The following is a 23,377-nucleotide window of genomic DNA, read 5'->3' on the forward strand; positions in this document are numbered from 1 at the left end:
GTATCCTCCATTGGAGATTAAAAATTAGTGGTGGCCTATATCTAATATTGTTCTTCACTAAATGCTGGGAACATTCTACATGTTATAAACATGTTATTTCTGTAAGTCACTTTCTAATTTTTGAAGTATAATATTGAGATGCTTATCCTTCTTAGACATTCTAGTTATTTTTTCGTCTGCATGAATTACCGTAGAATGATCTCTTCCACCTAAGTATCCACCGATTTCCATGAGCGACATCTTGGTTAGTTTCCTTGATAAGTGCATTACTATTTGTCTGGGAAGTGCAAGATTTCTTGTCCTGCATCGTGATTGAAGTTGAGACACACGGACATTAAATCTCTCGGATACTGCTTTAATAACTGATTCTATGTTGACGTGCTTTCTATTTTCTGAAAGCTCCCAAACTATTTTTCTCACGCGGTCCATTGTTATACTGTTCTTGGTTGTTTTCCCATCCCGACTTAGACGTGCTATAGCACCTTCAATCTCACGGATACTACCGGTTATATTTTTTGATAGGTAAGATGCGGTTTCATGCGACAGGTTAATACCCCACAGTGACGCCTTTTTCTCCGTGATTGCAATGCGTGTTTCCAGCGTTGTGTTTTCAATACCACAGAGGAGTCCCCACTTAAAGCGGGAAATAAGTCTATCTTCAAGAGTAGCGATAGATTCTGGGGGGCGATCGCTGGTAATAATAATTTGTTTTTTGGCATTGTAGAGTGCATTGAATGTGTGAAAAAACTCTTCTCTGCTTCCATGTGAATTTTCAAACGATTGTATGTCGTCAATGAGGAGCGCATCGATATTTCTGTAGAAATTTCTAAAAGAATCCCAGCTATTTGATTGTATCGTTGAAATATAATGATTCACAAAACGTTCACAGGGTAAATAGATAGTTTTCATCCTGTGCTCTGATAAAAGTATGTTGTTGATTGCATGTAGAAGATGGGTTTTTCCCGATCCAGAAGCACCGTGAATAAATAAAGGATTGTATGCAAGTCCTGGTGATTTAGAAACGGCAATAGCTGCTGCATGTGCTAATCTGTTACATGGACCCACAACGAAATTCTCAAAACTATAGTATTTATACAATTGAGTCGTATAGTTTTCCTCAGGAGATTTTTTTCCTAAGGAGATATCTTCGTTGGAAAAAGACGTGGTAGATAACCGCCTAAATACCTCTTCCTCTGTGGAAAAAATGACTTCTTTTGAGGAGTTTAATACCTTGTATACAGCACCCGAGAAAAGGTCATTATAGTGACTGTTAAGCCACTCACAAATAAAGTAGTTTGGTGCAACAAAAGTGATACTATTACCAGTTATGGAAGATATTCTGAGACACGAAAACCATATATCGAATTGTTGCTCAGTGACTACCTCTCTTATTGTGGACAACACACCCTTTAAAATAAAATCTTTTTCGTCATTCGAAGCAGGGTGTATTCTTAACATTGTCGGATATTGTGTTAACGTTAAATTTTAATTGGCAGGTGAAAACACGCAGAAAATTTTCAAAAATTTTAAAAGTATGAAACGAAAAAGAACGTTGAAGAGTAAGGCAAATTCTGTAGAAAAACAAATATACTTTACAAAAAATCGGCAGAAATAGTACCAAGAAACAGACAACAAGTCAAACAATAATATATCACGGCTGACATATTAATATGGACAAAGATGATAGTAATGCAACAGTTACGGAAGAAAGTGCTGGTCAAGTACATTTATTATTACCGCCACAAGAAAGACGGGTGCCGCGATAGCCAAACACAGGTATGAAAAACTGATGAACCTTTCCGTTTTATGGTTGTGGAAATTCTAAGGGTATTTTTGTTATTATTTGAGAACTTAGATATTGCTGGAAAATTAAAGTATGATTGGTTAATGAATATAGAAACAACAGAGAAAGTTGTTAAAACAAGAGAGGATCTTTTTATAAATAAGAATCGCGGTTTTACTCTCATAGAATTAATAATTGTATTGTTGATTATCGGTATTATTGCTGGTGTGGCAGTGCCCAGGTTCTCAAGCTCTTTTGACACTATCAGGTTCAAAAAGACGATGTCAGACCTGGTATTTTTTCTCAGAGAGGCCCGTATCAGGGCTATGGGGATTGCAGAGGTATATTATGTTACCATAGACCTCCAAAAAGGTTTCTGCTGGAACAGTGATAAAAAGATTTTTATTCTGCCCAAAAATGTTGAGATATTTGCTGACAAGATTGAGGCCCAGTATGACCATACGAAGACATTTGCTTTTTTTCCGAATGGGACGGCATTGGAAGAAAAAATAGGATTTGTTTGCGATAAGATGGTCGCTGTGTTACATGTGGAGCCTTTAGGTGGATTGGCGTATTATCGAATGGATGAGATGATGGAGCAGGTCGTTCGTTATGCAAGGGATAAATCAGAACTCAGCGAGGATGAACTGAAAAAAAATATTGATATATCGAATGATTCTGATACAGTAAGAAACGGTGTCACAACCGAATACTATGATATGGGCAATATTAACTTAGAAAATGAAGAACTCGGAACAAATAATGGATTCGAGATGTCTTATGAGAATAGCAAAGAGACGGGGGATGAGTAAGTATGGAGTCGCAAAGTGCTTTTCTGTCTAATAAAATCTGCGTGCTGTTTGAATATACACACGGATTTGGAATATATCACACGGACAAACAACGTTTGTCCGTGCCATCCGGTAACCCGCTTAAATAATATGAAAAATCCCATACAATTAAATTGTAAAAATTTGCTAAATTTATTTAATAATGACTTTTGAACGGAGCGATTTACATGAGAAACAAGTTAACGTTAGGATTATTGAGACACAACGGTTTTACCTTATTGGAATTACTTATCGTTATGATTATAATTGGATTGCTTGCGGCATTGATAGGCCCCAAGATGATCGGTCGCGTTGGTGAATCGCGCCAAACGGTTGCGAAACAGCAAATAGAAGGGTTTTCAAGCGCCCTGGAAATGTATAAGCTCGATACGACAAAATATCCCGCTCAGGAGCAGGGATTAGAGGCGCTAATAACAGAGCCTCAAGGAGTTTCCAACTGGAAAGGTCCGTATCTAAAGAAAAAGTTTGTCCCAAAAGACCCCTGGGGGAATAATTATATTTATATTTACCCTGGCGAACACGGAGATTATGACCTTGTCTCGTATGGATCGGACAGCAATGCCGGAGGAGAAGGCGAAGCTAAAGATGTGGTAAGTTGGGAATAAAGTTGAAGTACAGACGTTTTGAGGGTCTTACAGATTTTCCATCATGAATCAAACCTTAATAAAAAATATCGGGGAAGCGCTACTTGAAATTGGCAAAGTGAATCGGGCTGATTTAGACCGTGCGCTGGAAGTTCAAAGACAAACGAAGCAAAAGCTCGGACGCATTTTTATTGATTTAGGAACGGTTTCGGAAGAAGACCTTCGTCTTGCCTATAGCAGATTATTGCAGATACCGGTTTGGGAAAAAAAGAAAGACGATCGTTATCCGCTGATTGAAAACGTTCCTAAAGTCTTTCTGCTGGCAAATCGTGTACTTCCCCTGTGTTTGAATAACGGGGTACTGGAGATTGCCCTTGCTGATCCTCAGGATTCATTGTTGGCGGAGACGATCGCATTGGCAACAAATAAAGAAATACGGATTTTTGCAGGTTGTGAAAAGGATATTTTAGCCTCTCTTGAAACGATGTATGAGGGTGAGGTTAAAGAAGAAGAAGACGGGATGACTTCCAGTATCGAAGTCAAAGATGATGTAGAGCATCTACGGGATATGGCTTCAGAAGCACCCGTGATACGACTTGTAAACAGCATATTAACAAAGGCTATTGAAATAGGGGCGAGCGATATACACCTGGAGCTTTTTGAGAAAAACACACGTTTGCGTTATCGTACGGACGGTGTTTTGCAAGAAATGGTTCCTCCCCCGCGCGAGCTCTACAATGCGATTATTTCACGTATTAAGATTATGTCGAAGCTGAACATTGCTGAAAAACGGCTGCCTCAGGATGGCCGGATCAAGATGAAAGTAGCGGGCAAGGAGGTAGACTTAAGGGTTTCAATCATCCCCATGAGTTATGGCGAGGGAGTGGTGATGAGGATTTTAGACCGGACGGCAGTTACACTCAATTTGGAAAAATTGGGTTTTAATCAGGAATTTTTAATGAAATTTCGGAAAATGGTAAGTAAGCCAGAAGGGATGTTGCTTGTGACAGGCCCTACGGGAAGTGGAAAAACAACGACTTTGTATGCCGTACTTAAAGAACTTGTCTCTCCTGAAATCAAGATTATAACCGTGGAAGACCCTGTAGAATACAGTATGGAGGGGGTGAACCAGATACAGGTAAATCCTCAGATTAATTTAACCTTTGCCTCCGGACTACGATCCATTTTGAGACACGATCCCGATGTCGTTCTTATTGGAGAAATCAGAGATCGGGAAACGGCATCGATTGCTATACAGGCTTCTTTAACCGGGCACCTTGTTTTATCGACGCTTCACACAAACGATTCGGCATCCGCATTTACCCGCTTGATGGATATGGGGATGGAGGACTATTTAATCTCTTCATGTATTATTGGTGTTCTTGCACAGCGTTTGGTAAGGAAAATTTGCGGGAAGTGCCGCGAAGCGTTTGTGCCAGGCGATGATTTACGCCAGACGCTGAAGATGCCGGCAGGGGAATATTTATACAGGCCCAAGGGCTGTGACGAGTGTAGCAATACCGGATTTAAAGGCCGAAAGTGTATTGCAGAGTTTCTCTGTGTGGATGACACCATACGCCGGCTCATTCTTGCTCATAAGGATTCCAGTGAGATTATGAAAGAAGCTGTCAGGGGTGGGACAAAAAGCTTGTGGGTGGACGGGCTGGAATCGGTTCGCAGGGGAGAAACAACGCTGGAAGAGTTATTGCGGGTATCGTCTGATACACAAGAAGAACAGACATTGTTTGTGCCATTACGCTAAAAAAGGCACAATTATGAGGAAAAGACAGACCCGTTTTTTTGTTAATATAATTGGTAGTTATGCCGATAATTTCCAGTACAAAACGATGGTTGTTAGTAGTGCAGCAATAATTTCTTATCGCTATGACTGATGATAATTATAATGTGGGAGGAAGTATAAACATGCATAATAAATTTCTGGAAGCTATCGGTGTAAATGGAATAGATCTAAAAAAATATCCCGTGGAACATCTCCCGCGCATACTTCATCTCAGCATGATTATTAAAAATACCTGTTTTTGGATGAAAGACTCAATTATTCCATACCGTTTGTTATCAACACAAGAACAAACGAAGATTATAGAGGAATTTGTACAATCTATCATTGCCTTTCAACTGAAGGAAGTTTAGAATAACGCATTTATAAAAGACTTCCTACACGCACCTGCCACGTCATCTCTCAGATTGTATACCACGCATTAAGATTTACCTGTCCATTAATCTCATCCTTTGCTCATCATTAAATCTGTGTTTGTATCTCCCTGCGATTAATCTGTATCCATTCAAAAAGACGGATTCATAGAACAATGCATACCTAAATATTACATTGACATATATAACCGCTTAATGCTAAATTTGCAGTTACACAGCTTGCACTTCCTCTCTGGGGAGCGAAAAGAAACGTAGAGGATTGTGGACAAGGCGCACTTTATTGAAGATGAACTGCAGAAGCAAATTCGGGAAGGGTTTATATGAAAATTAATGTAAAAATTGGAACCGTTGAAAAAGAAGCTGCAGAGATACTGGTTTTTTACTTGTATGAGGATATGAGAATCATGAGCGAAGCACTCGCCCATTGTAATAAGGCATTACACAATAGTATCTCTGAATTAATAAAGAAAAAAGAGTTTAGTGCCAAACTCAACAAGACGATGGTGTTGCCTACGTATGGAAAAATTCCTGCAAAACGCGTTCTGTTGGTGGGTTTGGGTAAGAAAAAAGAGGTAACACTAGACAAAATAAGACAGGCAGCAGGCATTACAACCAGCACTGTGCGCGACATGGGTATCAGTGAGGGCACCACGGTGACAGACTCACTGGATATTTTTATCCCGCCAAGCGAGTGGTGTCAGGCTTACGTAGAAGGCGCACTGCTTTCTCTTTACAAATACCAAAGATATAAATATATTTCACCGGAAGAACGACACGAACTTAAGATGCTAACTCTTCTCGTATCTCGGAAAGATACATTAACGACAATTCACGATGCTGTTAAATATGGGAAAATAGTTGCTGATGCTGTCTGTTTCACACGCGATCTCATTAACACACCTTCACGGGATAAAACCCCCGCTATTTTAGCGGATCATGCTGTAAAAATGGCCAAGGAACTTGATATTCATTATAAAGTGATGTCTTCGCCAGAGTTGAAAAAACTCGGGATGGGTGGTTTATTAGGCGTTGCTCAAGGAAGTGCCCAGTCGCCTAAGTTTATTATACTCGAATATAATGCCCGCACTAAGGGTCAGGACACCATTGTGTTTGTCGGAAAAGGGATTACCTTTGACTCAGGGGGAATTTGTTTAAAACAGGCCAAAGATATGGATCAGATGAAAAGTGATATGTCTGGCGCTGCTGCTGTTATGGGGGCTATGATGGCGGTGTCGAAAATGAAGGTTCCACAGCACATTATTGGTCTGATTCCATGCACTGAAAATATGCCCGGTGGTTCGGCAATGAAACCGGGCGATGTTATTACCTTCCATTCAGGCAAGACCGCAGAGGTTACAAATACGGACGCGGAGGGGCGCTTGATTTTGGCGGATGCATTGGCATACGCGGGAAGCTATCATCCCCAAGCGGTGATTGACCTTGCAACTCTAACCGGGTCTTGTGTGGTTGCTTTGGGCACGGTTGTTACTGGTATGATGGGAAATAACGAAGAGTTAAAAAAAAGAGTCCGGATTGCTGGTGAAAGATCATGGGAAAGAGTGTGGGAACTTCCCCTCTGGGAGGAATATCAGGAACAAATCAAGAGCGATATTGCAGATATTAAAAATGTGGGAGGTCCTTATGGAGGAGCCATCACTGCAGCCTGTTTTTTAAGTAAATTTGCAGAAAAATATCCTTGGGTGCACCTTGATATTGCCGGTACCGCATGGTGTGAGAAAAACGGCGCATATACTCAAAAAGGAGCCTCTGGCGTTGGCGTTCGATTGCTGGTGCAATTAGTCAGAAACTGGACCAGATTCCCCAGGAAGACATCTTTGTAAGTAAATGTGACAGGAGTATGATTGAAGGAATGATGAGTACAAAACAGAGCAATTGCAACAATGCCATTGTTATCAGAGGTGCCAGAGAGCACAATCTGAAAGGGATCCATGTTAATATTCCACGCGATCGGATAACTGTTATTACGGGCATTAGTGGCTCAGGGAAATCTTCCCTTGCATTTGATACCATTTATGCGGAAGGACAGCGACGCTATATAGAAAGCCTTTCTACGTATGCACGACAGTTTTTAGATCAAATCCAAAAACCGGATGTAGAATTCATCGAAGGGCTTCCCCCCACCATTGCTATTGAACAGCGCATCAGTCCGCCCAGCTCACGTTCTACGGTGGCAACCGTTACGGAGATCTATGACTATTTACGGTTATTATACGCGAGGATCGGCACTCCTTATTGTTATCAGTGTAAGTGTATTATTTCCCGACAAACGATTGACCAGATGATACAAAAAATCATGGAAATTCCTCAAGGGACCAGGATTATGCTCCTTGCCCCTCTTGTTAAAGGGAAAAAAGGAGAGCACCGGGAGATATTTAAATCGATACTACAAAAAGGTTTTGTGCGCGCACGTGTCGATGGTGACATTATAGAACTTACAGCAATTCCAAAATTGGCGCGGTATAAAGCTCATGAAATTGATGTAGTCGTTGATCGTCTGGTTATGAAAAATGATATCCAGGCACGTCTGCACAATTCTGTGGAAATATGCCTTAAAATAGGCGAAGGGGTAATGCTGGTAAACCAGGAACGCGAAAAATCACGGGCAGATATTCTCCTCAGTGAACGATATGCCTGTCCCACATGCGGTAGTGGTTACGAAGAGCTGACGCCACGCATGTTTTCTTTTAACAGTCCTTACGGTGCATGCCCATCCTGTAATGGAATGGGAAATTGCCTTGATTTTGACCCGGAGTTAATTGTTCCTGATAAAGGTAAGAGCATAAAAGAAGGTGCCATTGATGCCTGGAAACAATGGGGGGCACTTACCCAGAATCATTATGATAACCAAATCAAGGAATTTGCAAAAAGCTTCTCTGTTCCTTTGCATAAGCCTTTTACGAAACTGCCAAAAGAGGCACGGGATGCCTTGCTCTTTGGCAGGAAAGATTTTGAAGGGGTGATTCCCAACCTCAGACGCATCTATGAAAAAACAGCGAGCGAACACATTTTGAAACGACTTTCCAGCTATATGAGTTACCGGGCGTGTACTGCCTGTAACGGAGCACGACTGAGAATAGAATCTCTTTCGGTAAAAATAGATCATAAGTCAATTCAAGAGATAATGAACCTCACGACAGAAGAAGCCCTGAAGTTTTTTACCAAGTTAAGATTGGAAGGACAACAGGCAATAATTGCCAGACCGATCCTGAAAGAAATACAAAACAAGCTTCGCTTTATGATAGAGGTGGGATTACACTATATAACCCTGGGACGCAGCAGTGACTCCCTATCCGGAGGCGAAGCCCAGAGAACAAGGCTTGCCGCGCAAGTTGGCTCAGGTCTTGTTGGTGTATGTTACGTATTGGATGAGCCAACGATAGGGCTTCATTCACGGGATAGTGAACGGCTTCTTCGGGCGCTAAAAAGTCTTCGTGATTATGGGAATACGGTCATCCTTGTAGAACATGACGAACACACCATTCGCCATGCGGATTATATCATAGACCTTGGCCCAGGAGCGGGCGAACGCGGCGGCAGTATTGTTGCTTGCGGTACCTTACATGAAATTGTCGATAACCCTGATTCATTAACCGGCCAATATCTCAACCAAACATTAAAAATTGAACTTCCGGCAAAGAGGCGTAAAATCAATATGGGCCATTCTCTTGAGATAAGAGGCGCTTGTGCTCATAACTTAAAGTCTATTACCGTGAAATTCCCGCTGAAAACTTTTTGTTGTGTTACCGGAGTATCCGGTTCTGGCAAGAGCACCCTCGTTAACGATATCCTGTATCGGGCTCTTACGAGGTTGTTGTACGATAGTTATGAGGTGCCGGGAGAGCATAATGCCGTTCTTGGTACGGAACATATTGATAAAGTTATAGAAATTGATCAGTCGCCTATTGGACGCACACCACGCTCGAATCCTGCAACGTATACAAAGGCATTTGATATGATTCGTTCTCTTTTTGCACGGACACAGGAAGCAAAAGTTCGTGGTTATACCGCCGGGAGATACAGTTTTAATATTAGCGGTGGACGATGTGAGGGTTGTAAGGGACAAGGAATAAAAAAAGTAGAGATGAATTTTCTGCCTGATATGTATGTTCTGTGTGAAGAATGTAAAGGGAAGCGATATAACAAAGTAACCCTGGAAGTTACTTACAAAGATAAAAGCATTTCTGATGTCCTTGACATGCGTATCGAAGAGGCCCACCAGTTTTTTAAGAATGTTTCAAAAATAGAACGGATCTTACACACGCTCAACGATGTTGGGCTGGGCTATATTAAATTGGGACAGTCAAGCACGACTCTGTCTGGCGGAGAATCGCAGAGGATAAAGCTCGCAACAGAACTTTCCCGTCACGAAACAGGGAAAACCCTTTATATTCTTGACGAGCCTACGACAGGTCTCCATTTTGCTGATATTCAGCAGCTTTTGAAAATTTTACACAGACTAGTCGATTTGGGAAACACGGTGCTGGTGATAGAACACAACCTGGAGGTCGTTAAGACAGCAGATTACATCATTGATTTAGGGCCAGAAGGAGGAGCAAAGGGGGGCGAAGTTGTAGCGGCAGGCACCCCAGAACAGGTTGCGAAAAATGAACGATCTTATACAGGGAAATTTTTAAGAAAAGTCCTTCAGCGAAATGAAAGATAATGAGGGAGTTATCTGTATGTTCCTGAAAAATGGTTTTTGGTGCATACGGGATATGTTTGTTGCGCGATACCACCTTTTATACGGCGAGCATCCTTGACATTCAAGGTGTGAAAGAATATAGTTACTTTTAAAATATAAAAATAGGAAAGTAAGTAGTTTCTGTTACAAAGGCCATTTTGAAAATGAGAATTGCCGAAAAGAAACAAGTAGCGGAGATTCTCTGTGATTAGTTTAGAAAGGAATGCCGCGTGTGGGATTATTCTGAAAAAGTGAAGGATCATTTTTTTCATCCAAGAAATGTAGGCGAAATTGAAAATCCGGATGCCGTGGGTGAAGTGGGCAGTTTAGCTTGCGGAGATGCGCTAAAATTGATGCTAAAACTGGATACTTCAGGCCGCATTGTGGATGTAAAATTTAAAACGTTTGGATGTGGAAGTGCCATTGCCTCTGCGAGCGCCTTGACAGAGATAATTAAAGGAAAGACCTTGGATGAGGCAGGGAAAATTACGGACAACGACATCGCAAAATATCTTGATGGGTTGCCGGAGCAGAAAATGCATTGTTCTGTGATGGGCCGGGAGGCCCTGGAAGCAGCTATTGCAAGTTACCACGGATTAAAGATAGAAAAACCGGTTGATGAAGGTGTGATTGTCTGCAAATGTTTTGGAGTAACAGATAATAAGATCATGCATGAGGTGAGAGAGCATAAATTAACAACCATCGAGCAGGTAACAAATTACTGTAAGGCAGGTGGTGGCTGTGGCTCATGTCATCCGAAGATCCAGGCTATCATAAATGAGGTATGGCAGAAAGAAAAAGAGAAAGCAATGATTGAAATGGTTAGGAGTCCCGTTAAAAAGCTGACAAATATACAAAAGATGAAGTTAATACAGGAAACCATAGAAAGAGATATTCGGCCTACCCTTCAATCAGATGGAGGCGATGTTGAATTAATTGATATTGATGGAGACCGTGTTATGGTCTCATTTCGGGGAAGTTGTGCAGAATGTCCCAGTTCAAAAGTTACTTTAAAATCGACGGTGGAAGCGAAGTTAAGAGAGTTTGTGACAGATACGGTTATCGTTGAGGAGGTGGCTTCATGAAGGTTGTATACGCAGATAATAATGCTACAACAAAGGTTGCTCCTGAGGTTGTAGAGGCTATGTTGCCGTATTTTACCGAGTATTATGGGAATCCTTCGAGTATGCACTCCTTTGGAGGCCAGGTAGCGAAAAAAATAGATGTTGCAAGACAGCAGGTGGCAGAGCTTGTTGGTGCAGACCCTGCGGAAGTGGTGTTTAGTAGTTGTGGTACGGAAAGCGATAATGCAGCTATTTGGGGTATACTTCGGGCAAATCCGCGGAAAAGACATATCGTGACGACAAGGGTAGAGCACCCTGCAGTTTATAATTTGGGTAAATATTTGGTTCAGTGCGGTTATCATGTGACGGAATTGGGTGTAGATAGCAATGGGATGCTTAATTTGGATGAATTATCTGATGCAATACGTGAAGATACCGCGATTGTGTCAATTATGTATGCAAATAATGAGACAGGAGTGATTTTTCCTATCGAGGAGATTGGTCAGATTGTAAAGGGTAAGGGTTCAATCCTCCATACGGATGCGGTTCAAGCCGTAGGTAAAATACCACTGAATCTTTCAAAAAGTACGATAGACCTGTTAACCCTATCGGGCCATAAATTACACGCTCCAAAGGGGGTTGGCGCCCTCTTTGTTAGGAAGGGAATTACGTTTGCTCCTTTTATTATTGGGGGGCATCAGGAAAAGAATCGACGGGGAGGCACAGAAAATGTTCCTTCGATTATTGGTCTTGGTAGGGCATGTGAATTGGCGAGGAATTATATAAATGAGGAATCGACCAAGATGAAACAATTAAGAGATAGGCTGGAAGAAGAGATTCTGAAAAAAGCACCGGATGCCAGGTTAAATGGACACAAAATGCAGCGTCTTCCGAATACGACGAACCTGAGTTTTGAATTTGTGGAGGGTGAGGCTATTTTATTATTGCTGAACGAAAAAGGAATCTGTGCCTCGTCAGGTTCTGCCTGCACCTCTGGTTCGCTGGAACCATCACATGTGTTGAGAGCTATGGGTGTTCCCTTTACTGCAGTGCATGGTTCTGTAAGGCTTAGTTTAAGTCGATATAACACCATAGAAGATGTTCATTATATTATTGAACAACTTCCTCCAATTATCAGAAGGTTAAGGGAAATATCTCCTTACGGCAGCAGGGAAATGAAAATGAAGGAACAAGCCGCTAGGGTAGTGGCGGGGATGTAGTACCATGTTCTGATGATGAACATGCCATTTTAATTGTGTTTGACAAAATCACAAAAAAAAGGGCGATCTCCAGGATCGCCCTTTTGAAATATTTTATTACGAGTTAAGTCGAAAAAAATTACTTTTCCTTTGTCTTAATAATAACATATCGTGAAAACTCACCCCGTTTTATCAGCATCAGGACACCTTTTTCTTTGTCCGCCTCATTCAATGCCTTTTTAAATTCTGTAACATTATTAATTTTTTTTTCGGTTTACTTCCTTGATGAAATCGCCTTCTCGTATCTCTGACATAGCTGCCGGACTGCCAGGTTGAACCTCGGTAACGATTACTCCGCTCTCTTCTTCGATACCGAGACTTTTGGCAAGTTCTTTCGTGAGGTTTTGTACGGTCATTCCAAGGTCTTTTCCGGATGGAGCTGCACCAGGCCCGGCGGCGAATAAATCGGCTGGCTGTTCACCAATCTTTACAGTTAAATCCTTTTCTTTTCCATCCCTCAGAACTTTCACCTTTATTTTTTTGTTAATTTCCGTTTGTGCAACCGTGTTGCGGAGATGATTTACGTCCCGAATAGATTTTCCATCGTAATCAACTACAATGTCGCCTCGTTCAAAGCCTGCTTCTTTTGCAGGAGAATTGTCTTGAACATCACTTACCAGGACACCTTCTGTAACCGTAACATTAAATGATTTTGCCAAAGCGGGATCGATGTCTTGGATGACAACTCCAAGCCACCCACGGGTAACCTTACCCTTTTCTACAAGATCTTTCATAATAATTTTTACCATATTGATGGGGATAGCGAATCCGATTCCTTGATAACCACCACTCCTGGTAAATATAGCGGTGTTAATACCAATGATTTCGCCTTTGATATTAACAAGCGGTCCACCGCTGTTGCCCGGGTTGATGGCTGCGTCTGTCTGAATCATGTCTTCATACGCTGCAACGCCCACATTTGCCCTCCCCGTGGCGCTAATAACACCGATGGAAACAGTCTGCGACAGACCAAAAGGATTTCCTATGGCAATGGCCCATTGCCCGGCACGAATAGTGTCAGAATCGCCCAATTTTGCGGAAGGCAGGTTCTTTCCATCTATTTTTACAACGGCAATGTCTGTTTGAGGGTCAGTGCCGACTACTTTTCCATCAAATTCCCGTTTATCTCCTAAATTAATCTTCAACTCATCGGCATCTTCCACGACGTGATTATTTGTTATAATGTAACCCTTTTCGCTATCAATAATTATTCCGGAACCAAGTCCTTGTATTTTGTAATCACCTTCAGGAAATCGAGGTTTGAAAAATCTATCATAAAAGTCGTCACCAAAAAAATCCTTGAATTGTTGGAATTGATCATCTTCCTGTTCTTGTTTTGGACCTGGTCTTGGTTGTGAATGAAATCTGTCATTAGGCATTTGTCTTTGTTTTTGTTTGCTGTGTTTAAACGTCTTTACAGAAGTAATGGAAACAACGGCAGGTTTAATCTGGTTAACCACATTTTCAAATACATGTTCAAAGTGGAGGGCGGTACTTAGTTCTTCTGCGCTGGTTTCACTTACTTGTTTATTCGCTGCATAGCTTTTTGTGTTAAGAAAGGAACACATAGTTACTCCAACACAGAGGCTAAAAATGAAAAAAAGACGAAGATAAAATCTTTTTGAACTGTGGGTCATGAATAAAACTCCTTTAAATAAAAGTTGAAATTTGTAACGAATTAAGAAAATTCTATGTTAGATATAACTTTTTGTCAAATCAAAAGTTGTGTGAGATTTCCATAAAGCTTGCATTCATCCTTGCGCATTGATAAAATAAAAGAGTTCAATCAGGTACATTTGTGATCCATTGCGGCCAAAATAGTCCTTTCTTTGATTCACGATTTATGGGGACGATGCAAGGGGCGCATACGTTTGCGTTGGTATGTATTTTTTTATAAAAACAGGAATCTAAATGTATTTTGTTCCAAGAAATCTCGCAAAAAGGGGAATTATGAATGTGAAAAAGATGTATTGGACGGTTTTTGTTGTAATGCTGTGGATTTCGTTTTTTTATATGCAGGAAAAGGTTTATTCTTCAGATGCGTATTTTGCATCCCGGGAGATTAAAAAACAAATTTTAAATGCTATTGAAGGGTGTCGTGATTCTATAGATATTGCAGTTTCTGATATTACTTCCTATGATTTTCTCCATGCCCTTGTTAAGGCACATGAGCGTGGGGTAAAGATCAGGCTTGTTATTAGCACAAAACACCTATTCGAGAAAGGGTCTCTGCCTGGTACTGACAAGGATGAGAAATTTGCAATAAAGACCGTGTTTCAAAAAGGAAGAATGCACCATAATTTTGCTATTTTTGATTCTCAATTACTGACTTTGGGGTCATATCCATGGAGGAAGAATATGGGTAATTATAATCGCTACGATATGATTTTTACCGAAGAAACAAAATTAGTTGTTAAGTATCAAAGGGAATTTGACCAGTTATTTCAAGAGGGAAGAACCACAAGCAGAAAAGAAAATCTCGTTATTGAAGAAAAAAGCCAGGGAAAATCTGTGTGTCTAAGTAAATCAGAAATTGCTCCAAAAGAGTCGGATGCGGGAAATCAGATTGTAGCGTCAAACTATGGGATTATTATAAAGGAGACCTCCCGTGGATTTATTGACATGAGTTTTGAAGACTTTGATAAGATCTTCGGAATAGCAAGTGAGTTATCTGATGAGCAGAAAGAGAGTTTATGGAGTCAGTGTATGGGGAAAAGGGTTAAGTGGAATGGAAGGGTGGCTTATATTGGATGGGGATTCATAACGAGCTGGATGATGAGTATAAAATACGGGGATACCAGTGTTGAGGTAAAGCTAAACTCAGCCCATAAGGATCATTTTTCTCTGGTGAAATTTGGCAATACTGTGACTTATACCGGAAAGCTTGATTCGCGGGTAACAAAAGTGTTTCCGTATAAACTTGAAGATGGTGACGTGCTTGAAGTTGAGAATACCCTTCCTCCGCCGGTAGACAGGAGTAAATTGGTTGAGGATCCTTATGTCATGCCAGTTTCGCAAGGGCCAAAAAAAGTATTCCTGATAGAGTCGTTTGAAGATCTGGACAATATCTTTGGCAATGGGAGCGGGATGACGGAAACGCAAAAGGAAATCGCATGGGAACGATACAAGGGGAAATATGTCAGTTGGATGGGGAAGATTATGTATAAAAACATGGTTGCTACTGGTTTATGTATGGGAATGATGCAAAAGGAAAAAAGGGATGTCGAGGTAAAGTTCGGATTGGCAAAGAAGGATAAAGCATTAAAGTTTCAAGATGGTGAAACAATCCTTTATAGTGGAAAATTGGTGGGAAGATGCGGAGATAAGACTCCGTTTATTTTAGAAGACGGGGACATTATATCGATAAAAGAATCGGGTTTAGGATCAGGCGGTCTGTGATGTCGGGCGAGATTTCATATTTCTCGCCTGTAGCGAAATAGAGTTGCCAGAGTAAAAAAAAGACAATTTTGAATGTGTCCCGAATTTGAGAAGCTTGTAGACGAATAGAAATTTCCATGAATAACTTTTGGAAACTACAAATTTTATTTTGAAGCAATGAAATTCTTTTCCGTACGGTTGTTTCCTGCATAACTTCTTTGGAATGTAAGGGTTAAAATTTTTTTTGTTTTAGCAGTAATTTTTACCTTATTGTCAATACAGATTCCTATAGCGCAAACGGGCTGGTTGTCCATTACAATAACAGGGATGGTATCTCGCTCTTTTAAGGGTATTTTTTTATCAATAAAGAGGTCTTTCAGTTTTTTGTGCCCGTGGGTGCCTAATGGTGAAATCGTGTCTCCGTTCTGGCGCATCCTCACAGAAAGTGGCATGGTGATGCTATGTAAATCAAGGGCTTCCCGATCCCTTGTTTTATGCTTTTTGTGGGTCTCCAGAGAGAAGTCTTGCATGTCTGATATTTCAGCTACCAAGTATCCCAAAGTATGAACAGGCGTTATTCCTGGTATTTGGACAGTGGCTTCTAACGCGGGTATGCTTTGTGTAGGAAGGCGGTCTCTTTGAAAATGGAGCATGCCGTGCTCGAGCCACAGGGAAAGTTTTTCGGGTAGTTGGAAATGACGCTTCTTCCCTTTCTTAACTATTTCGTCCAATATCTTTGTATAATGGTCATAGGTAATCTCGCGTAAAGAGACATGCAGGCTATTCAAAACTTCTTTCAATGTAAAATACTGTAGTATTTTAGGATATTGCGTTAAACGGCGGGTGTCAATGGTATAGGAATCTTTCTTTTCTTCTACGACGGAGACTTCCAATATTTTTTTTGCTTCGGTGACAAAAAACGTATTATGGAGATTGAGAATTTGGCATAGTTGCGTCAAGAGATTTTTTATATTGGGATTATACTGATTTTCTAATAATGGGATTAATTCAAGGCGCAACTTATTGCGGAGGTATACCGGCTCGTAATTGGAGGCGTCTGTCCTGTAGTTCCATTGTTTTTCCCCGAGGTATTTGATAATTTCTTTTCTCCAGGCAAAGAGGAGGGGACGCACAAGGTGTATTGGAGAACCTGTGGTTAATGGGCGTTTTAAGGGTATTCCTCCAAGTCCTAATGTCCCTGTTCCCCGGATTACACGATGAAGAAGGGTTTCTGCGTTATCGTCTGCTGTGTGCCCGAGTACTATGGCAGAAGCACGATATTCTTGTGCTGACTCCATAAAGAATTTATAACGTTCTCTCCGGGCAGCTTCTTCAATGGAACGTTTTGTTTGAGCTGCGATTTTTTGTATATTTACATTTTTCTGAATGAAGGGCAGGGAAAGGTTGTTCGATAATTTTTGAACAAATTGTGCATCTTCTTCCGAAGATTTTCCCCGTAGTTGATGATTAAGATGTGCTAAAAACAGGCTGAGATGGAGGTTCTTCGCCGAGTTAATAGCATGAAGAACCTTAATAAGTGCAACAGAATCAGGTCCTCCGGATACGCCGACAATGATTGAATCATGAGGTTTAATAAGTTGGTGTCTTGTTATGATATTAAAAATCTTGTAAGAGAAGGCGTCTAAACGCATAATCAGAACTATATCGGGTTGGTTGGAGTAAGTCAAGGTTAGAAATAGGTTGACTTTGGTTTTGAGGTTCGTAAAATATCTCAGGGTGTGATTTTTAGAGAATGGTGGTTATGGAAATGAACAGAAGGTATGGCTATTTTTCTTTTGTGATACTTTTTATTTGCATGGTGCTAATATACGCAGGTATCAGGGAGATTTGGGGTGATGGGCAAAAAAGAAACAAGGTAATGCCTATTAGTGTGGCCGGAATCGCGTTGGAAGTAGAATTGGCAACTACTCCTGAAGATCAAATTTTAGGTTTGATGTATCGTGATCATTTAGGCGATAATGAAGGAATGCTCTTTATTTTTCCAACCGAGAAAGAGTTGTCTTTCTGGATGAAAGACACGCATATTCCCCTTTCTCTCGCCTTTATTAAGGAAGACGGCCGAATTATACAAATAGAATCTATGAAACCCTATAGTTTGGATACTCACGTTTCAAGAGAAAAAGTTAAATATGCCCTTGAGATGAAAGAAGGCTGGTTTACAATGCACAAGGTGAAAGAAGGTGACAGGGTAAAGATACCACGTATTACGGATGATAAGAATATAAATGTGAATGAAAGATAAAGGCACGTAATTCTTTATGAGTAGGTTGTGTAAACACAAAGAAAGCGAGAATGCCGGGCATCGTAAGCGATTTAAAAAATGCGAAAACAAAACCTCTTTCGGCAGTTGACTGTGAAAAGAGGGGTGAAAAGCTCTGTGAAAAGTAAGAAAAAAAGAGAGAAGAAAAAACAAGGAATTTTAACCTTTTCTTTGCTATGGGTGCTACAAACATGATGAAGTTGGCAAGTATCATTAATGAAAAGGACGGCTCGGAAATGGTTCTTGTGCCGTCGGGTGAATTTATTATGGGGGAGGAGCGAAGAACTGTTTTTGTTGAAGCTTTTTATATTGATATATTTCCTGTAACGAATCTACAATATAAAAAATTTATCGAAGAAACAGGGTCGCCGGAACCTCTGTTTTGGAATAATGAGCGATTTAATAAACCAGCTCAGCCAGTGGTGGGTGTTAGCTGGAAAGACGCTGTTTCTTATACAAAATGGGCAGGGAAACGACTTCCAAGGGAAGTGGAATGGGAAAAAGCGGCGCGCGGAGTCGATGGCAGAGAGTATCCATGGGGAAATATACAACCGGATAGCATGAAAGCTGCTTATAATCAGGATCCCAATACGGGTTCTCCGGCACTAGTTGGTAATAGAAAAGAAGGCGTAAGTCCTTTTGGTTGTTTTGACATGGCTGGCAATGTTTGGGAATGGTGTGAGGATTGGTACGAGGAAGGAAAATTTCGGGTCGTGAGAGGAGGGTCGTGGCTCAACCATCACTATATTCTGAGGAGTGCCTATCGAAGCTGCAGTTATCCCGAAGGGAAAGATAATAATGTTGGATTTCGTTGTGTCAAAGATGCCTAGCGACTATCTTTTCTTGATACCCAATGCTTTGAGTGATAAATGGATATCGTATTTTCCGTCAAATTTAAATCCTTCGTCGAAGACCTTCTTGAGATCATAAATATTTTTAAAGTCATCCGGTGAATCCGTTTCTGTTTTTCCCATGAGACCGCTTTCCACCAGGTTAAAGACGATATTACCAAAATCTAAATCTTGTTTTATCCCCCAGAGTCCGAATACGGTTAAAGACATAAAACCGAATTGTTTTAAAGCATATTTTCTGATGCCCTCCATAAGTTGTTTCCCCGTAACATGACGATCGGCATCGGTTGTTTTCTGTTGATTTTTGCCAAGCATATTTGTGGTATAATCAAGGGCTTCAAATACAAACTGGTAGGCGTGCAAGGCATAACGGGGGTCTTTTTTCATAATTTCTTTTATCTTGCTCCATGCCTTTGTCATATCTATCACTCTAAAACTCCAAATATAAAAAATTTAAACGGGTTCAATTCTTGGGAATAAGGGTTTCCCCTTTCGTATAATCACCCCTTTTTGAAAACTTTGTTGAAACTCTAAACGAGGAGTTTGATTGTTTTCGATGATGCCAAGTTGTCGTTGAATTTCTGCAGCAGTTGTTGGCATGAACGGGTAAATGAAAACAGAAATATCTTTAATCGCTTGTGCCAGAGTGCCGATAACGGTGCTGAGTTGCGGCCTTGTCGCACTTGTTTTAGCCAGCGACCAGGGTTTTTTGTCTTCTATAAATTTGTTGGTACGGCCAATAAATTCCCAAATAATCTCAAGAGATCTGCTAAATTGAAGTTTGTCCATCTCCCGTTCCATTGCATCATGGGTAACTCGCGATGCCCCGCTCAGTTCGTCGTCAGCACGGGAAACTTCGGGAATTATTCCCTGGAAGTATTTTTCAATCATGGTTAATGTGCGTTGTAATAGGTTGCCAAGATCGTTACTGAGATCTGAATTTATTCTGTGAATGAGAGCACTATATGAAAAATTTCCATCTAATCCAAAAGGGACTTCTCTCAGTAAAAAGTATCGATAAGCATCCGTGCCATAAGACTGAATAATCTTATGCGGATCTATTGCATTTCCCAGAGATTTCGATATCTTTTGGCCTTCCACGGTCCACCAACCATGCGCAAAGATTTTAAAAGGCAAATCTATTTTTAACGACATGAGTATCGCCGGCCAGATAACTCCATGAAACCATAAGATTTCTTTTCCGATGATATGGACGCTTGCAGGCCAGTATGTTTGAAATAGTTGTAAGTCGTCATCGTAACCCAGCGCGGTAATATAGTTCAGAAGCGCATCGATCCAGACATATATCGTATGAGTTGGATCTGAAGGAACCGGAATGCCCCATTCTACGGCGGAACGGCTAATACTGACATCTTCTATCTGAGATTTGATTCTCTGCAGTAATTCATTTCTTCTCGACTCGGGCTGGACGAAAGAAGGATGTTTATCATAATATTCCAGAAGACGTTTCTGATATTTGGACAACCGGAAAAAATAATTTTTTTCTTTTACTCTTTCAACAGGACGGTTGCATTCAGGGCATTTTTTTTCTTTCAACTGAGATTCGATCCAGAAACTTTCGCAAGGGATGCAATACCATCCTTCGTATTCTCCCAGATAGATATCACCATTCTCCAGGATCTTTTGAAAGATTTTTTTGACGCGTCGACAATGCCGTTCCTCAGTTGTTCGTATGAAATCATTATATGAAATGTTGAGGTCGTCCCATAAGGTTTTGAATTTTTCTACCACATCATTCACAAATTCCAAGGGAGATTTATTGCAGGCATGAGCCGCCTTTTGAATTTTTTGCCCATGCTCGTCTGTTCCTGTCAGAAAAAATACGTCGAAGTTCCTGGCTCTTTTATATCGAGCCAGTACGTCGGCTGCGATGGTAGTATAAGAATGTCCGATATGTGGTATGTCATTTACATAATAAATGGGTGTGGTAAGATAAAAGCTCTGTTTACTCAAGACCACAATCCTTTTCGCAGGGGTGATCACAAACTGTCTCTTTTTGCCGCGCCGGCTCTCTTACCCTATCAATAATATCAGAAACTAATGTGTTAACCTTACTTCCGTTTTCTAATTCAATGGTAACTTGTTGTTGTAAAACATCATAATTAACGACTTCGCCAATTCCTTGCGCAGTTTTGACAACAGAACCTTTTCTTGGCAACGCGTGTTTTAGCTCTTCGTAAACGGTGTCTTCGAAACGCAAACAACACATGAGTCGTCCACATCGACCTGATATTTTAGAAGGGTCTAGCGTGGCCTTCTGGTTTTTTGCCATTTTCATGGTAACAGGTTCGAGATTTTTAAGGAAGGCTCTGCAACACAGCTCTCGTCCACAGTGTTCGTAATCAGCTAAGAGCCTGGCTTCGTCACGAACCCCGATTTGTTTCATTTCAATGCGGGACTGATATTCTTTTGCCAAATCTTTTACAAGCTCACGGAAATCTACGCGCCCGTTTGCAAGGTAGTAGAAGATGATTTTTTTTGTCCCAAAGAGGTGTTCAACACTAGCCAATTTCATAAGAAGTTTGTGGTCTTTTATTTTTTTTTTGACAAAACTTGAATTCAATAGGAATTAATTCATCATGTATTTTTCTTTGCTTTTCCTTGTCATCGGGAGTGGCTTTTCGTAAAATCTCTCCGAGATTTTCTGTCGAGACATCATCTGGGGACTCCCTAACCTTCGTAACTACCTCACCAAATTCTACACCCCGATAAGAACGGATAATAACGGAATCGCCCTTCTTAAGGGAGTTAAAGGATGAATAAAAATCGGACGTGTTTTTCAGAACGCCGTATCGAATTGTTAAAATATGTCGCATGAAGGTGCATGGCAAAAGAGGTGTATACGGAAATTTATTGATTATGATAATAACAACTCTATCGCGCCTTGTCAAGATTCACGGTCTTTAGTGATTGCCTGTGACGGTTGAGACGGATTACACTTGCGCTACCTGCTTAGAGTGTGATAATATCACCCCGTAATAGAATTAAAAAAAAGAATAATCCACAACCTGTTATTGAATTACAATAATAATTCCCGGTTGAAGCGAAAGACAGTGCAAAATCATCCTTTGTATGCTTTAAAGCCCATGGTATGTTTTCGACTTGTTCAGGTCAGATAGAGGCAAGATACTTTATGGTGTGAAAATGAAGAGAGAGAAGAGAAAGTTTTTCATAGTTCTGGTGGCGTTCATTGTTCCTACTTTTATGATGGATGCGTTAAGTGCACAGGATGTGTCCAATAAATTGAATATGCTGGAGATCGTTATTTCAAATCTTATAGCAAGGGTGGAGGCCTTGGAAAAACGGGTAAATACATTAGAAAAAAATCTCTCTCCGGGAACCTCAAAAGCACCCAAAAAAGAGGTTGTTGGCAAAGAAACGGTGAAACCTTTTCATACGGATGGGTTTGAAGATATTGGAAATGGATTCTTTATAAGAAACGTACGTTTCAGCCCCTTTGGTGATAACGTGCTCTTTACCGGTGAGATAGCCAACAGGTCCGAAAAAAATTATCGCTTTGCAAAATTTAAATTAGAAATCTATGATGATCGTGATTTGCTTGTTAAAAAAGAAGAATTTACTATACCGGATATTCCCAGGGATAGTATAAAATCATGTGAAACCATGGTTGTGGGAATAGAAGCGGGTCTGATTCATAGATATATTATTAGTGCATTTGAATGAGAAATAGATGTCAGGTTGCTGGGCTTTAGAGATTAAGAATTTTCTCAAGATAAATTTGGAAATTATTACGGGATTAAACGCATCTATGACACGGTAGTAACATGTGGGTTCTCTCCACGAGATTAACCTTCGTAGGCTCCATGTCTGCTGTGTTTAAATGATTGCTTTTCAAAATGACAACAATTCGTCAATGCCTTCTTTGAAAATGACTTGAACACGGCATCGTCTGATTCCGCAATGGAATTCATGGGGGTGGTTGCACAGGCTGGACTGAATGAAACAAAACTTAACCCTTCAAAATTACCTATACTCCACCTTTGCCTCATGACATAGCGTACACGATTATAGATTACACAACCAACGCAATAGAGACGCTATTTTGTTATCTTCAGTTAAATTTGCAGCATTTGAAAGTACACCCTTTTTGAGCAGACGCCATATTTCAACTGCCATTTTGCTTCAATAGCCATCTCAAAAAAATTTGGTTTATACCCAATTCTTAAATGAGTCTGAAATATGATTAAGATGTGTTCTGGCTGTTTTTCAGTGTTCATAAGCAACTGCGGATCTATTCCACCCTTTAATTCTCCAAGGGCAATATACGAAGTCCGTGAAATAGGTATATCTCAGGCAATTTTCTTGTTTGAAAAGTCTGTTAGTTCATGGTTGAACAAACACAAATCGTAACTATTTAGCGAAACGGATGGTGAGAGAGAATATTTTCTCAGAATAGTTAGGAGCCGATAG

General features: G+C 40.6%; 19 protein-coding genes. 12 read left to right on the forward strand and 7 right to left on the reverse strand.

The window, feature by feature from the left end; all coding sequences use genetic code 11:
• Positions 1 to 93 precede the first annotated feature (93 nt).
• Positions 94 to 1,458: a chromosomal replication initiator protein DnaA gene (dnaA, locus tag BIY37_RS09110; protein ID WP_070067532.1), complete on the reverse strand. Its 1,365-nt coding sequence runs from the start codon at positions 1,456 to 1,458 to the stop codon at positions 94 to 96.
• Between the two features lie 429 nt (positions 1,459 to 1,887).
• On the opposite strand from dnaA, the gene BIY37_RS09115 reads away from it, so the two are divergent.
• The 8 genes from BIY37_RS09115 to nifS all read left to right on the forward strand — a co-directional run bounded on the left by BIY37_RS09115 (position 1,888) and on the right by nifS (position 12,376).
• Positions 1,888 to 2,595, forward strand: coding sequence for a prepilin-type N-terminal cleavage/methylation domain-containing protein (locus BIY37_RS09115; protein WP_179129351.1), 708 nt, complete (start codon positions 1,888 to 1,890; stop codon positions 2,593 to 2,595).
• A gap of 206 nt (positions 2,596 to 2,801) precedes the next feature.
• A complete protein-coding gene (gspG, locus tag BIY37_RS09120) occupies positions 2,802 to 3,239 on the forward strand; it encodes a type II secretion system major pseudopilin GspG (protein WP_070067534.1) in 438 nt (145 codons plus the stop codon).
• Between the two features lie 43 nt (positions 3,240 to 3,282).
• On the forward strand, positions 3,283 to 4,980 hold the full coding sequence (gspE, locus tag BIY37_RS09125; RefSeq protein WP_070067535.1) for a type II secretion system ATPase GspE: 1,698 nt from the start codon (positions 3,283 to 3,285) through the stop codon (positions 4,978 to 4,980).
• A 161-nt stretch (positions 4,981 to 5,141) separates the two neighbouring features.
• Positions 5,142 to 5,369 carry a hypothetical protein gene (locus BIY37_RS09130; protein ID WP_070067536.1) on the forward strand — a complete coding sequence of 76 codons (228 nt, stop codon included), beginning with the start codon at positions 5,142 to 5,144 and terminating at the stop codon, positions 5,367 to 5,369.
• A gap of 341 nt (positions 5,370 to 5,710) precedes the next feature.
• Positions 5,711 to 7,231, forward strand: coding sequence for a leucyl aminopeptidase (locus tag BIY37_RS09135; RefSeq protein WP_070067537.1), 1,521 nt, complete (start codon positions 5,711 to 5,713; stop codon positions 7,229 to 7,231).
• A gap of 29 nt (positions 7,232 to 7,260) precedes the next feature.
• Complete coding sequence (uvrA, locus tag BIY37_RS09140) at positions 7,261 to 10,074, forward strand: excinuclease ABC subunit UvrA (RefSeq protein ID WP_230402487.1); 2,814 nt, start codon at positions 7,261 to 7,263, stop codon at positions 10,072 to 10,074.
• Between the two features lie 248 nt (positions 10,075 to 10,322).
• Positions 10,323 to 11,177, forward strand: a complete 855-nt coding sequence (gene nifU, locus BIY37_RS09145) for a Fe-S cluster assembly protein NifU (RefSeq protein ID WP_070067538.1) — start codon at positions 10,323 to 10,325, stop codon at positions 11,175 to 11,177.
• Complete coding sequence (gene nifS / locus BIY37_RS09150) at positions 11,174 to 12,376, forward strand: cysteine desulfurase NifS (RefSeq protein ID WP_070067539.1); 1,203 nt, start codon at positions 11,174 to 11,176, stop codon at positions 12,374 to 12,376. Before nifU ends, nifS begins: the two co-directional genes overlap by 4 nt.
• 236 nt (positions 12,377 to 12,612) lie before the next feature.
• Here the strand turns inward: nifS and BIY37_RS09155 are convergent, their stop codons facing one another.
• A complete protein-coding gene (locus BIY37_RS09155) occupies positions 12,613 to 14,052 on the reverse strand; it encodes a Do family serine endopeptidase (protein WP_070067540.1) in 1,440 nt (479 codons plus the stop codon).
• Positions 14,053 to 14,365: 313 nt separating this feature from the next.
• Here BIY37_RS09155 and BIY37_RS09160 point away from each other — a divergent pair, with 313 nt between their 5' ends.
• A complete protein-coding gene (locus BIY37_RS09160; protein WP_179129352.1) occupies positions 14,366 to 15,814 on the forward strand; it encodes a phospholipase D-like domain-containing protein in 1,449 nt (482 codons plus the stop codon).
• Between the two features lie 143 nt (positions 15,815 to 15,957).
• On the opposite strand, the gene tilS is transcribed toward BIY37_RS09160, so the two are convergent.
• Positions 15,958 to 17,445, reverse strand: a complete 1,488-nt coding sequence (tilS, locus tag BIY37_RS09165) for a tRNA lysidine(34) synthetase TilS (protein ID WP_070067542.1) — start codon at positions 17,443 to 17,445, stop codon at positions 15,958 to 15,960.
• A gap of 110 nt (positions 17,446 to 17,555) precedes the next feature.
• On the opposite strand from tilS, the gene BIY37_RS09170 reads away from it, so the two are divergent.
• Both BIY37_RS09170 and BIY37_RS09175 read left to right on the forward strand, forming a co-directional pair.
• Positions 17,556 to 18,056 (forward strand): DUF192 domain-containing protein, encoded by a 501-nt coding sequence (locus BIY37_RS09170; RefSeq protein WP_070067550.1) that lies wholly within the window; start codon positions 17,556 to 17,558, stop codon positions 18,054 to 18,056.
• A 209-nt stretch (positions 18,057 to 18,265) separates the two neighbouring features.
• Positions 18,266 to 18,904 (forward strand): formylglycine-generating enzyme family protein, encoded by a 639-nt coding sequence (locus tag BIY37_RS09175; RefSeq protein WP_146326913.1) that lies wholly within the window; start codon positions 18,266 to 18,268, stop codon positions 18,902 to 18,904.
• Between the two features lie 3 nt (positions 18,905 to 18,907).
• Here the strand turns inward: BIY37_RS09175 and BIY37_RS09180 are convergent, their stop codons facing one another.
• The 3 genes from BIY37_RS09180 to BIY37_RS09190 are packed head-to-tail and all read right to left on the reverse strand — an operon-like array spanning position 18,908 to position 21,509.
• A complete protein-coding gene (locus BIY37_RS09180; RefSeq protein WP_070067544.1) occupies positions 18,908 to 19,345 on the reverse strand; it encodes a Minf_1886 family protein in 438 nt (145 codons plus the stop codon).
• 33 nt (positions 19,346 to 19,378) lie between these two features.
• Entirely contained in the window at positions 19,379 to 20,899 is a 1,521-nt protein-coding gene (gene metG, locus BIY37_RS09185; protein ID WP_070067545.1) for a methionine--tRNA ligase, read from the reverse strand.
• Entirely contained in the window at positions 20,892 to 21,509 is a 618-nt protein-coding gene (locus BIY37_RS09190; RefSeq protein ID WP_080324980.1) for a PSP1 domain-containing protein, read from the reverse strand. The genes metG and BIY37_RS09190 overlap by 8 nt, the downstream gene beginning before the upstream one ends.
• 581 nt (positions 21,510 to 22,090) lie before the next feature.
• Here BIY37_RS09190 and BIY37_RS09200 point away from each other — a divergent pair.
• Positions 22,091 to 22,630: a hypothetical protein gene (locus BIY37_RS09200; protein WP_070067548.1), complete on the forward strand. Its 540-nt coding sequence runs from the start codon at positions 22,091 to 22,093 to the stop codon at positions 22,628 to 22,630.
• A 342-nt stretch (positions 22,631 to 22,972) separates the two neighbouring features.
• Here the strand turns inward: BIY37_RS09200 and BIY37_RS14385 are convergent, their stop codons facing one another.
• Positions 22,973 to 23,083, reverse strand: a complete 111-nt coding sequence (locus BIY37_RS14385) for an AvaI/BsoBI family type II restriction endonuclease (RefSeq protein WP_420886189.1) — start codon at positions 23,081 to 23,083, stop codon at positions 22,973 to 22,975.
• Between the last annotated feature and the right edge of the window lie 294 nt (positions 23,084 to 23,377).

This window comes from Candidatus Brocadia sapporoensis (assembly GCF_001753675.2).
Lineage (GTDB): Bacteria > Planctomycetota > Brocadiia > Brocadiales > Brocadiaceae > Brocadia > Brocadia sapporoensis.